Here is a 12,248-nt window from a genome sequence, read left to right as displayed (position 1 = left end):
GAGGTCGCGAATGTCTACACCGCTCGCAGGAGCCTTGCGCCGCTATGCGATGAGCGCGCCGGTTGAACTTCAGCATGAAATTCAAGGGACAATGGCCGGTCTGCTGATCGAGCTGACGCAGGAATCTGCGCGGATCAGCCAGCTGCAACCGGGCACCTATGCTGCGGGCGACTCAATCACGGTGCAAACCCCGTGCGGGCGCAAATTGCCGGCCTTGGTGCATTCAACCTTCGGCGGCCGCGCCAATGTGCGCTTTGCGGAGGCGCTGCATCTGCCCGAGCTGGCGCAATTGCTCGACGCCAACCGTTCGCAGGCGGCGCTCGCCTGAAATCCCGCTTAGCGCAGCCGTTCCGGCTGGTGCTCTTCCATAAGTGCGTAGGCACGCTCGTACCATTCATTGCCCGGATAGTTGGCCCCCAGCACAGCCGCGTAACGCTGCGCTTCTTCGGGAATGCCCACGGCAAGGCTGGTTTCCACCAGACGGAACAGCGCCTCGGGCGCGTGGCTGGTGGTGGGATAATCGTCGATCACGTTCTGGAAGCGCAGTTGCGCGGCGAGCCATTGGCCCGTCCGTTCGTAAAACCGCCCGATTTCCATTTCCTTGCCCGCCAAGTGATCGTTCACCAGATCGATCTTGATCCGCGCATCGGCGGCATAGGGGCTTTCGGGATAGCGGCGGACAACCTCGTTCAACGCCTGCAGGGCCTGCCGCGTGATCGCCTGATCGCGCTCCACATCGCTGATCTGCTCGTAATAACACAGCGCGATCAGATAATAGGCATAGGGCGCGTCGGCATTGCCTGGGTGGATCGAGAGGAATCGCGTCGCCGAGCTGATCGAGGCGTTGTAATCGCGCGCGGCGTAATAGGAAAACGCGCTCATCAGCTGCGCGCGGCGGGCCCAGGGCGAATAGGGGTGCTGGCGCTCCACCTCGTCAAACAAAGCCGCCGCCAGCGTCAGATTGCCGGCATCGAGCCGTTCGCGCGCCGCCATATACAGCGATTCGACATCGCGGGCGACATAGGCAAGGTCGGCATTCTCGGTCGATTGGCCGCCGCCGCAACCGGTCAAAGCAAGTGCGCAGGTGGCGGCAGCGAGCGCGCCGCGAAGGGAAGTGTTGAGCGTCATGCCCTCGCCTATAGCCAGCGATCGGCTGAACGCCAAGTGAAGTGCGACACAGCGCGGCGCAAATCGCACAGGGCTGGCGCGCGCGGCAAGGCTTTCCTATAGCGCCGCTTATGGCGAAAGCGCTTTTCGAACTGAACCCGCAGCTGGATCGCGCTGCACTGGCGGCAGAGTTTGCCGTCCGCAAGCGGCTGCAAATCCGCGATGTGTTGACTGAGGAGACCGCGCGAGAGCTGCGGGATATCATGCACACGCAGGTGCCGTGGGGCATGGGAATGCAGGCGGGCGCGAATGCCAAGGGGCGCGGCTTCAGCGCGGCCGATCTGCGCGATCCGGTGCTGGCGCAGGAAGCGATGGAACTGGCCAAGGCGACCGACGCCGCGGCGGCGCGCGGGGATTACGCCTATCGCTCGCTGCGCTATTCGCTGGTGGAAGCGATCCAGAAGGGCTGGGACACCACAGGCACCATCGAAATCCTGCTCGAACATCTCAATGCAGAGCCGTTTCTGGGCTTTATGCGCGAAGTCACCGGCCTGCCCGATTTGCTGCGCGCTGATGCGCATTTCGCCTGCTATGCCGCGCAGCATTTCCTTGGCCGGCACAATGACAGCCATGTCGCCGAGGGCTGGCGCATCGCCTATGTGCTCAACCTCACCATCGATGACTGGCATCCCGACTGGGGCGGCTATCTGCTGTTCTACGACAAGCACGGCAATGTGGAGACCGGGTTCCGCCCGCGTTTCAACACGTTGAATATGTTCCTCGTGCCGCAGGATCACGCTGTGAGCTACGTCCCGCCCTTCGCGCCGAGGGGCCGCTATGCGATCAATGGCTGGCTGCGTGATCGATGAAAACGGCAGCGCGTAACTGGTTTATCCGCGCGCAGGGGGCACTGCGGACGGGAAATCGTGACGGCGCGCGGGCGCTGCTGGAGCAGGGAATTACCGAGCATCCAAACGAGGCCGGGCTCAATCACGCGCTGGGAAAATGGCACCTCGACGGCGGCGATGCGGCCAGCGCGGCGGATTGGTTCGGCAAGGCGAGCACGCTGGCGCCGGAAAACACCGCGTTCACTATCGACTGCGCGATTGCGCTGAGTTCGGCGGGCAGGTTTGGCGCGGCGCTCCGATCGCTGCGCGCGGTGGAAAGCGCCGCCAAGGACAGCGCCGCCTATTGCTCCACCCGCGCTTTTGCCGAGCGCGGTGCGGGCGATCTGGCGGCGGCGGCGCATTGGTATGACCGCGCGCTGCGGATCGAGCCGCAGCGGCCGCGCGCGCTGCAAGGCCGTGCCACGGTTGCGCTCGAACGTGGGGAACCCGATGCGGTGGCGCGCTTCGATGCCACGCTGCTGCGCGACAATACCGATCCGTTCCAGTGGTATGGCAAGGCGCAGGCGCTCGAAGTCGAAGGGCGCACCGCCGAGGCGCGGGAGATTGCCGAGGCGTTGGTGGAAAAACTTCCGCAGTGGCACGATGCGCTCAAATTCCTCGCCCAATTGCGGCTGGCGGCGGGCGAGGCGGACTTCACCGCGCATTACGCCGATGCCGCGCAGCGCGTGCCCGATGATCCGATGATCCGCACCGAATGGGCGGCGCAATTGCACGGTCTCGATCACCGCGAACAGGCCGCCGCCGTGATCGCGCAGGCGCGCCGCGACTTTCCCGACAACGAACGGTTTGTCCTGCTCGAAGCCATTTATGCGGGCGATGCAGGCGATCACGCTCTGGCCGAAAAGCTGTTCGCGCAAATCGCCATCGATACCGAGGAACGCTGGCTCAACGAGGCCCGCCACGCCATCCGCACCGGCGATTATGACCGCGCCGGACAAGCGCTCGACCGCGCGATGGCGCACGCGCCGTTCGGCATCAGCGTCTGGGCCTTTCGCGGCATCCTGTGGCGGCTGACCGGCGATCCGCGCGCCGATTGGCTGCACGGGCAGGACGGGCTTGTCCAGCTGCTGCCGCTGCGCGATGCGGACAGTGTTCTGCCGCCTGTGCTCGATGTGCTCCACCGGCTGCACGATGGCAGCGCGATGCCGCTTGGCCAGAGCTTGCGCGGCGGCACGCAAACGCGCGGGCGGATCTTTGACCGGACGGAGGCGCAACTCGCCGCTCTGCACGATGCCATCCGCGCCACGCTGGAGGACTACCGCGCGAACCTGCCCCCTGCCGATCCCGCCCATCCGCTGCTGCGGTTCCGCGATGCACCCTGGCGCATCAGCGGGTCGTGGTCAGTGCGGCTTGCGGGCGGCGGGGATTATCACGCGGCGCATATCCATCCGCAGGGTATCCTCTCCTCTGCGCTCTATTGCGCGCTGCCCGATACCAGCGGAGAGAGTGATCCGCAGGCCGGTTGGCTGGAGCTGGGCCGCCCCGCTCCCGAAATGCAGAGCGATCTCGGGCCGCACCGCGTCATCGCCCCGCGCGAAGCGCATCTGGCGCTGTTTCCCAGCACGCTCTACCACGGCACACGGCCGTTTACGCAGGGGCGCCGGATGACCGTGGCCTTTGATGTCACGCCCGAAGTCACATCAAGCGAGGCGGGCTGACCATGGCCAAGCACGACCAACATAGCAGCCACACTGCGTGGAATGCCTTTTGGGCGCAGAATGCCGCCTCCCCTGCCGGATCGGGCGGCGGTTGCCTGCCTGCGGCATCCCCTGGGATCGACCGCGTGCAGGCCAAGGCTTGGGCGAGTTTTGCGGCGAAATTGCCGCGCGCGGCCCGCGTGCTCGATCTGGCGACGGGCGATGGCCGCGTGATGCAGCGCCTGCTGGACGCGCGGCGCGATCTGAAACCGGTGGGGATCGATCTGGCGACCACCCTTCCCCCCGCCCCGCGCGGCACGAAGCTGCGCGGCGGGGTGCTGATGCACGATCTGCCCTTTCCCGATGGCAGTTTTGCTGCCGTCACCAGCCAGTTCGGCTTCGAATATGGCGATATGCAAGCAATAGCGGCGGAAATAGCCCGCGTGCTGCGCCCCGGTGGCTGGCTAGGCCTGATTACCCACCGGATCGATGGGCCGATCCTCAGCCATAACCTGCGGCGGCGCGAACAGATCGATTGGGCGGTTGCAGCGCAGGATTTGCCCGGCAAGGCCAAGAACAGTCTGAGATTGCGCGCGATCGGCGTGGGATCGTTGCCCGAAGAGCTGGCGACCGCCCCCGAACGCGGCGCGCGCGAGTTCGGGCCGCAATCGGCTGCTTGGGAAATCGCCGAGGCGATCCGTCAAACACTCGTCCACGGCAAGAATGAACCGCCCATGCAGACCGCCGCCGTGATCGACCGGATCGTGGCACAGGCGCAGAACGAGCTTGGCCGGATTGCCTCGCTCGAAGCGGCAGCACAAGCGGCGGGCACCGGCGAACCGGTGGCGGCGGTGCTGACGGCGGCGGGCTTGCGGCCCATCGCCAGCGAAATGCTGCACGATGCCGGGCCGACCGGCGCAGGCGCGCCCTTCGCCACTTTCCTGACCTTTCAGAAACCCGCCTGATCGCCAGCGCACGGCACGGCGCGGCACGGCACGGCACGGCACGGCAGACAGCACTTACTTTGCGCCCGGAAAAAAGAAAAAGGGCGGGAGGCCCGAAAGCCTCCCGCCCCTTTTGTTCGAGCTAATCGCCCGGTGCAGGTCGGCCTAGAAGCGAACCAGAACCGATGCGAAGAAGTCGCGGCCCAGCACGTCGTAGGTCGACGGATAGGTGTTCGCCTGCTCCTGGTTGTCGCCCAGCAACGTGCCGTTGTTGGTCGAGGTTACCAGAATGCCGTTGAACGTCGGGGTCTGCGGCAGGGTGTCGAACAGGTTGTTCACACCGACCGAGAACGTCATCGTATCGTTGAAGTCATACGACATGGTCAGATCGATCAGGTCGTATGCCGGGATACGCTCGACACCGTTGAACTGGGTGTAGTTCACGCCGTCATCATCGTCTTCGACAGCGCTCAGGTGACGCCAACGCGACGACAGGGTGAACGGACCGTCAACCCAGCTGAAGCGCGCCGTCCACTTGAACGAAGCGGTCGGATCGCCGCACTCGGCACCGAATTCGCCGGCACAGCTCACGACATCGGCGCCCGGGAAGGCTTCGAAATCGTTACGCTCGGTCCAGGTGGCGAGCAGGCCGATGTCGAAGTCCGACGAGCCGCCGCTGCTGAACACCGAAAACGGCAGTTCCATGCCGTAGTTGAGCTGGAAGTCGATACCCGACACGGCCAGCGTCGCAACGTTCTGGCCACCGAGGATCGGCGGGTTGCCGACGTCGATGATGCCGCCCGTACGGATCGAACCGTTGGGGTTGGCAAAGAACGGGGCGCAGATGCCGGAGTTCGCGTCCTGAACCTGATTGAAGCACAGGTCGAACGAGGTCGCCAGCGAGATCGTGCTGATTGCGTCTTCGATGGTGATGTCGAAGTAGTCAGCGGTGATCGTCAGGCCCGGGATGAAGCTCGGCTGCAGCACGATACCATAGGTCCAGCTGTCCGAAGTTTCTTCCTGCAGGTTCGGGTTACCACCGAACAGCGCGGGGATCTGCGCGTTGATCTGCACAGCGCCGGTGCCGACAATACCCGCCGGAACGCCGCTCTGGATGCAGAGGTCACGCAGAGTGCCCGGGGTTCCCGCCGCTGCCGTGGAGCAGGGGTCGGTCGCGCCGGGGAAGCCGATCGAAGTACCGCCGAACAGTTCGGCAACGTTCGGTGCACGCACCGCACGCTGATACTGGCCGCGCAGCGTGATGCCTTCGACCGGAGCGAACTGGATGCCGCCGGCATAGGCCCACACACCGCCAACGGTCGGAACCGAGTAGTCGGAGTAGCGGGCAGCGCCGTTCAGTTCGAGCCGCAGGCCCGAATCGGTATCGAGCACCGGAATGTTCAGCTCGGCGAACACTTCCTTCACATCGTACGAACCTTCGGTCGCATCACCGGCGTTGAAGCCGATCACGTCGCCCGAAGAAAGTGCAGTGTCAGGAATGAAGCGCGAAGCAACACTGCGATATTCGCCACCCAGAGCGAAACCGATCGGTGCGGCATTGCCGATGGCGAAATCACCAAAGGTGCCCGACAGGTAAGCGGTCGCCACTTCGAGCGTGGAGATATCGCCGTTCTGCGCCTGGATGCTGATCGCATCGACCATTTCCGGGGTCAGCGTGTCGGGGCCGAAGATGTTGATCGCGGTGCCGGTGCCATCGAGGCCAGCCTGGAAGGCCGAGCGCGAGATGTTACCTGCCTGCACGTTCGCATTCCGGGTACGGGCATACATATAGTACGCATCGTAGCTCAGGAAGTCGGTGAGGTCGCCACGCAGACCGGCGAGGACGCGGAATGCGTTACGCTCGTCAAGGCTGTTACGCGAGCCGGTTTCGGTAACACGACGCTGCAGGAACAGCGACAGCTGGCCGTTGTTGCCCGCTGCGGCACCGGTGCCGGTTTCGGTTGCGTCCAGCTGCTGCAGCTGGGCGAAATCGCCTGCCGACAGGAACGGCTGGATGGTGGCCAGATCAACGTTGAACGTGCCGGTGACCGGGGTTGCGGCCAGCTCGGTTGCCACGCGGTTGTTGACGAAGGTCACTTCGGTGTAGGCTTCGATGCCTTCCGAAATTTCGTATTCGGCATAACCGCCCAGCAGGTAACGTTCCTGCGGGATCTGCAGGTAGTTGACCGGAGCGTAGTTGTAGGTGTCACCGGTGCGGGTGCGGAACTCGCCAGCGGTGTCGAACACGACCGCGCGGTTGGCCGCGAAGTCGGTACCGGCAAGGTTGCCGTTGTTCGGCGCCAGATAACGGATCACGCCCTCGGGAAGGGTCGACGAACCGAACTGGATCTGCGGGCTGCTGCCGTTGCCGGGGGTTTCACCGCCGATGGCAAATTCGGAGAAGCCGCGGTCGCCCTGGAAGATCGAGCTGCGGTTGTAGTATTCTCCGAACACGGTAGCGCGGCCACGGCCGTCACCGAATTCGGTGCCGATTGCACCGTGCAGCTGGTAACGCTCGCCATCTCCGCGATCGGTGATCGAGTATTGGCCACCCACTTCCACGCCATCAACGTGACGCAGGTTGAAGTTGACGACGCCAGCAAGTGCGTCCGAACCGTACACAGCTGAAGCACCGCCGGTCACCACGTCAACATTCTGCAGCAGGAACTGCGGAATGGTGTTGAGGTCGACGATCTGGCCGGTATCGTAGAACATCCAGCGACGGCCGTTGACGAGCACCATGGTGCGCGCCGAGCCGAGGCCGCGCAGGTTCAGCGTCGCGGTACCGGTGCCGGGGTTGTTCGAGTTCGAAGTGAAGCCCGGAACCACCTGCGGCAGGGTGTTGATCACGTTTTCGACGTTGACCGTACCCGACAGCGAAAACTCTTCGCTGTCCACGACAGCGATCGGCGCGGCGGTGTCGACGTTCTGGGTCGCGATACGCGAACCGGTAACGACGATACGCTCGCCTTCGTTTGCGCCCGGATCGGTTTCCTGGGCGAGGGCAGGCGCGGCAAGCAGCGATCCGAAGATCACCGAGCTTGCAAGCAGAGCTGCCTTGGTGTTGCGATTAGACATTCATGAACTCCTGGTAAGTGGGAGAATTTTTCAGGGAAAGGAGGCACCAGACACGCAGGCTTTCACCCGCCGGATGTACGTGGCAACCAACTCCTCCTTCCTGATATAGCGCAAAAGCACGCCCGCTCGCCGCATACAATCGCAGTGTGGACAGGTTTCGCACGAGACAATTTCGTGTGACATTTTTGAAACAATTATGACACCGGAGTGACGGATTTGCGGCAGCAAAGCCTTTTGGCGGTATCCAAAGCGCCCGTTTCCGCTGCCCCAGCCACCCCGCTTACGCCGAATTAACCAATCCCCGCTAAGCCCCGTTCACCAAAACAACGGGGGGGACTCCTTTGCCTGAACACCGCTTTGCAACACTGATCGCCGACGAAACCGGGGCAACGGCCATTGAATACGGCCTGCTCGCCATGCTGATCGGCGTCGCGCTGGCGGGCGTGATGCTCTCGCTCGGCGACGAGGTGGAGACGCAGTACAACACCGTCTCCAGCGAATATACCGCCGCCAACTCCGCTGCCAACGGCGGGGCATAAGGCTCTTTCCTACAGTTTGAGACGCAGGGCACCGGCGAGGGATTTCTTCTCTCCCGGAGCCCTACCCCATGCCTGCCAAACCGCCCGCCACCACACTCCCCGCCTTCACCCCCGTGCCGCGCAAGTGCCAGCGGCATGACGGCTGGACGCCCGAGCGGCAGCACGGCTTTATCGAGGCGCTCGCCGATTACGGCTCGGTCCGCGCGGCGGCGAACAGCGTGGGGATGACTCCCGAAAGCGCCTATTACCTGCGCCGCCAGCAAGGCGCAGCGAGCTTCCGCAAGGCGTGGGAGGCCGCGCTCGATCACGGCGTCAAGCGGATCGAGGACACCGCAATGGACCGCGCGCTGAACGGCGTGGAGGTGCCCGTCTACTCCTATGGCAAGCTGGTCGGCACGCGCACCGTCTTTAATGACCGGCTGCTCATGTTCATGCTGCGCAACCGCGCGCCCAAACGCTTTGCGGCGGACGGCGCCAAGGGCCTGAGCGGGCTCGACAAGCACCGCCTCGCGCGGATGAAGAAGGAATGGCGCGCGGAATGGGAGCGCGAAGTGGTCGAACGCAAACGCCGCGAGCGCAAGGACATCCTCGCCAGTCTGGAGACGAAGCTGGAACGGATGCACCGCCGCCGCGAGGCCGCTCGCCAGCGCGAGGAGGAGGCGATGAGCGCGGAAACCCGCCGCCTCAAAGCCACCTACGAAGAAAGCCTCGAACGCGATAAACGACGCCCACCCGCCCTGCCCGCCGACACGGACGCGGTCACCGGCCCGAGCGAAGAAATGAAACGCTACCTCCCCGGCTGGCGCGAGAAGCCGAAAGTCGCGGACACCGGGCCGCGGGTGCGGAGTATCAAGGATGATGGGTGGGATTAAAGCGCGTTAATGCTTGAAGCAATTCTCGCGGTGCCAGCGGAGGAATTGCGGGTGCGGCTTTTCGCTCTCCCGCAAAGGAGCAATCGCGCGGCCGGTGCGGTTTATCATCGCTTCGACGCTGGATGGATCGTTGACCTGCCGCGACACCATGATCTCCAGATCATCGGAGAGAGCGATCAAGCCACGGTCGAACATCCAGTGCGCGGTGCCCGATAAGGCCAAGCCGTTGCGGACTGAGTCCGGCCCGCCATGCTCGACCGGCCTGATATGCGCCGCCTCCGCTTCCAGCCGCCCTCCCCCGTTGACGAGCTTCCAGCCGGTGACCGCGCAGCGCCCGTCATAGGCGTTCAGAACGGCGCGGCGGAACGCCTTGTCGCGGAAGGGGCGAGAAACCAGCGTCTCGACAATGGGCCGCTCGATTTCATAGGGGACTTGCTCCTCGCGGACGCGGTTGAGCGCTTCGTTCTCGCCGACACGCGGCAGCGTATCGTCTTCGGGTAGGCCGAGCGCGATAATGCGGGCAAAGTCGGAATGGGAAAGCGGGCGGACGGCGGCTTGCGCACGGCCAGAGATATTGCCCGCTTCGTTGAGAATACCGCGCTCCACCTGTTCGCCATTCACGATATGCGGGACAGTCGGCTCAAACGGCAAATAGCTGCCTGCCTCGATGATCGCGCGATAGCGGTCCGGCTCGTTCGGGTCACGAATGATCCGCTCGACCTTCGCGACCGCGAAGAAGCCTTTGGAGTTCGGGATTTTGACCGGCTCTCGATAGACAATCCAGTCGCCGACCATCTGCTCGGCACGGCTGAGATAGCTTTTCGGAAACTGGTAATGCACTTCGGGGATGTCGTCGTAGATCGACCCATCCTTGTGCATGAAAACGCCGAAGGTCATTGCGAATCAACCTCTACAAGTTGCAGTGCCCTCACAAAGCAAAACGCTTCCTATGCCTGCGCAGCCATCGCCAACGAAAAACTCGGATCATAGAAGCTTAAATGCTTACCAGTTTCGGTTTTCGAGCAATTCGACGCGTTCTTCGGTGACAGCTTCTCCAAGTGACTCGATTGCAGCGACCAATCCCGAGTGATTTTCATCAACCGCCTCATACAGGAGGGTTTTCAAATTCCGGTTCCTCCGCAAAGAATTTTGTAGGTCAGATGAGATCGGATCAGATGTCAGAAAAAAATGTGGATGTGAAGTGCCGGGATCATTTTGAAATGCTTGATTCTCAAGCAAGAGATTAAGGTCCGGATCTCCATATCCGCAACCGATGAACAAGAATGTGTGTGACCTAAGCGCAGCATCGAATGCATCGTAAAATAAGCTGTTGCTCACCCGCGCGCGCGCGTACTCTTCTTGAGTGAAAACTAAGGACGCGGGAGATGCTAAGCTTCCGTGAACCTTGACGATGTAGCGTGCATAACCTCTCAGAAACTCGCAAACATCCGGATCGTTGTAGATCTTCACGAATTGCGAAGTCTCATTGATCTCTCTTGATATGCTCTCGTAGATATCATCAAAATTCAGTGAGAACACGATCCTTGAATCTAGGAGGGCTATTTGACGATGAATCTGTGCGGGCGAAAATTGCGGATCAACAAATCTCCGCCGCAAGTAGGGGTTCCAATCTTCATCAAATCGTTTTTTTAGCCACTCACAAGCGTGTAGAAGATCACCCTGATCGATAGCGGCCGCAATATGAGAGCAGTCAGTCCCGACCTGAACCTCATCGACTGCGTCTCTAAGAAACTCCTTCCATAAAGGAGGACGAGTGCTCCCATCTGCTCCAACAGAATGCCGCGAGACGCCGGAGCCGATAACAATTACCGTTCGCCTTCTCGCGAGGTCTTTCACGAGATTTTTTGGCCAATCAGACAACAGCACCGGCTTTCACCCAATTCTCTTGATGAGTTCCTGGGCGACATTCCCAAAGATTTCGCGAGACTCCTTTACCTTCGCAAAATGCGCTCCAACAACGCCGTCGCTCGAAGTGAGTGCAAATATTGGCTTTCGTCGCGATTGTGACATTGGAGCCAAACTATGTAGGTTCGGAATTTTCCCCAACTCGAAAGGTTTAAGAGGTTGAAGTCCCTCGCTGAAGTGCGCCTCAATTTCCCCATCTATTTTCTGAATTATCTCGTCATACGATTTCACCGGTCGACGCTCACCAGAAGCATCTCTTTTTGCAATATACTGCTGCGACACATAACCGACGAACCGAGCGCCATTAAGCCGCTTCGCCTCTGCAACCATTTCATTATTCTGGTCGAACTGCGGGCTATTAACAGCATAGCTCCACTGCTGCTGCCACTTTTGCATCCATTCATTTATATTTTCGAAGGCTTTCAGAGAAAAAATATCAATTGATAGAGGACTGACAAAATAATCCGTAGACAAAAGAATTGTCCTGTTTATTGCGCCCAACGAGGGACTTACATCGAAGAATACATAGTCGTAGTGACGCAATGATTTTAACAATTCATGGAATACCAATGTGCTTGAAAGTCCACGTGGTGTATTCAGCCTAGCCCACTCCTCGGCGAGAAAATCCTCTCCCATGGAGAGCTTCGGACTCCCGCAAATTACGTCTGCGCTGAATGCAACGGATCGCTGGATGGGAATCTCCTTCGTATGCCCGGTTCCAGCCATCAAACCATGAAACAATTGCTCAATATTTCTCTCTTTTTCGAAGATCATTGGTTCAATTGCTTCGTCTGCAAACAGATATTGAGACGCATTGCATTGTGGGTCGCAGTCAACCACACACACCTTTTTACCCAATTCTTTGGTAAAGTAAGCTGCCACGTTGCACAAAAGGGTCGTCTTTCCAACGCCGCCCTTATTATTAAAGAACGTGAGAGACTTCATCAAATACTCCGATTTTTGCTCAAAAAGGCTCAGTCCATGAAAGCACAGAAATGATACGCAAACAAACTATATACCACTCTAGCCACGTTGGCACTCATCCAGTCTAAGGGCAGCTATCACTCCTCCCCCATCCGCAGAGCAGCAATAAACGCCTCCTGCGGAATGCTCACATCCCCCCCGGCCTCCGCCGGGGCAGGCCGCTCTTCGGGCGCTCCCGCATCCTCTGCGCCTCTGCGCCTCTGCGCCTTTGCGCCTTTGCGAGAGAAACATCGCGGACGCGGCCCCTCCACCA

General features: G+C 61.1%; 11 protein-coding genes. 6 read left to right on the top strand and 5 right to left on the bottom strand.

Annotation, left to right across the window (positions count from 1 at the left end):
• Positions 1-10: 10 nt before the first annotated feature.
• Positions 11-328 (top strand): hypothetical protein, encoded by a 318-nt coding sequence (locus GC121_RS10710; RefSeq protein WP_151974269.1) that lies wholly within the window; start codon positions 11-13, stop codon positions 326-328.
• An 8-nt stretch (positions 329-336) separates the two neighbouring features.
• Here GC121_RS10710 and GC121_RS10705 read toward each other — a convergent pair whose 3' ends face one another.
• The gene (locus tag GC121_RS10705; RefSeq protein ID WP_151974268.1) at positions 337-1,128 is read right to left on the bottom strand and encodes an outer membrane protein assembly factor BamD; all 792 of its coding nucleotides are present in this window, start codon (positions 1,126-1,128) and stop codon (positions 337-339) included.
• Positions 1,129-1,238: 110 nt separating this feature from the next.
• Here GC121_RS10705 and GC121_RS10700 point away from each other — a divergent pair, with 110 nt between their 5' ends.
• From GC121_RS10700 to GC121_RS10690, 3 genes are read left to right on the top strand one after another with little or no spacing between them, the layout of a single operon-like run.
• Complete coding sequence (locus tag GC121_RS10700; RefSeq protein ID WP_151974267.1) at positions 1,239-1,976, top strand: 2OG-Fe(II) oxygenase family protein; 738 nt, start codon at positions 1,239-1,241, stop codon at positions 1,974-1,976.
• Positions 1,973-3,673: a putative 2OG-Fe(II) oxygenase gene (locus GC121_RS10695; RefSeq protein WP_151974266.1), complete on the top strand. Its 1,701-nt coding sequence runs from the start codon at positions 1,973-1,975 to the stop codon at positions 3,671-3,673. Before GC121_RS10700 ends, GC121_RS10695 begins: the two co-directional genes overlap by 4 nt.
• A 2-nt stretch (positions 3,674-3,675) precedes the next feature.
• Positions 3,676-4,617 carry a class I SAM-dependent methyltransferase gene (locus GC121_RS10690; protein ID WP_151974265.1) on the top strand — a complete coding sequence of 314 codons (942 nt, stop codon included), beginning with the start codon at positions 3,676-3,678 and terminating at the stop codon, positions 4,615-4,617.
• A 144-nt stretch (positions 4,618-4,761) separates the two neighbouring features.
• On the opposite strand, the gene GC121_RS10685 is transcribed toward GC121_RS10690, so the two are convergent.
• On the bottom strand, positions 4,762-7,674 hold the full coding sequence (locus GC121_RS10685; protein WP_151974264.1) for a TonB-dependent receptor domain-containing protein: 2,913 nt from the start codon (positions 7,672-7,674) through the stop codon (positions 4,762-4,764).
• 341 nt (positions 7,675-8,015) lie between these two features.
• On the opposite strand from GC121_RS10685, the gene GC121_RS10680 reads away from it, so the two are divergent.
• Both GC121_RS10680 and GC121_RS15715 read left to right on the top strand, forming a co-directional pair.
• Positions 8,016-8,213, top strand: a complete 198-nt coding sequence (locus GC121_RS10680; RefSeq protein WP_151974263.1) for a Flp family type IVb pilin — start codon at positions 8,016-8,018, stop codon at positions 8,211-8,213.
• Between the two features lie 68 nt (positions 8,214-8,281).
• Positions 8,282-9,085 carry a hypothetical protein gene (locus tag GC121_RS15715; protein WP_234421210.1) on the top strand — a complete coding sequence of 268 codons (804 nt, stop codon included), beginning with the start codon at positions 8,282-8,284 and terminating at the stop codon, positions 9,083-9,085.
• A gap of 6 nt (positions 9,086-9,091) precedes the next feature.
• On the opposite strand, the gene GC121_RS10670 is transcribed toward GC121_RS15715, so the two are convergent.
• From GC121_RS10670 to GC121_RS10660, 3 genes are all read right to left on the bottom strand, one after another.
• The gene (locus GC121_RS10670; RefSeq protein WP_151974262.1) at positions 9,092-9,982 is read right to left on the bottom strand and encodes an HNH endonuclease; all 891 of its coding nucleotides are present in this window, start codon (positions 9,980-9,982) and stop codon (positions 9,092-9,094) included.
• 105 nt (positions 9,983-10,087) lie between these two features.
• Positions 10,088-10,972, bottom strand: coding sequence for an SIR2 family protein (locus GC121_RS10665; protein WP_151974261.1), 885 nt, complete (start codon positions 10,970-10,972; stop codon positions 10,088-10,090).
• 6 nt (positions 10,973-10,978) lie between these two features.
• A complete protein-coding gene (locus GC121_RS10660; RefSeq protein ID WP_151974260.1) occupies positions 10,979-11,956 on the bottom strand; it encodes a ParA family protein in 978 nt (325 codons plus the stop codon).
• Positions 11,957-12,248: the final 292 nt, after the last annotated feature.

The organism is Erythrobacter sp. EC-HK427, assembly GCF_902498745.1.
GTDB lineage: Bacteria > Pseudomonadota > Alphaproteobacteria > Sphingomonadales > Sphingomonadaceae > Alteraurantiacibacter.
The sequence above is the reverse complement of the archived record's forward strand: the minus strand, read 5'-3'. Positions and strand labels throughout refer to the sequence as shown.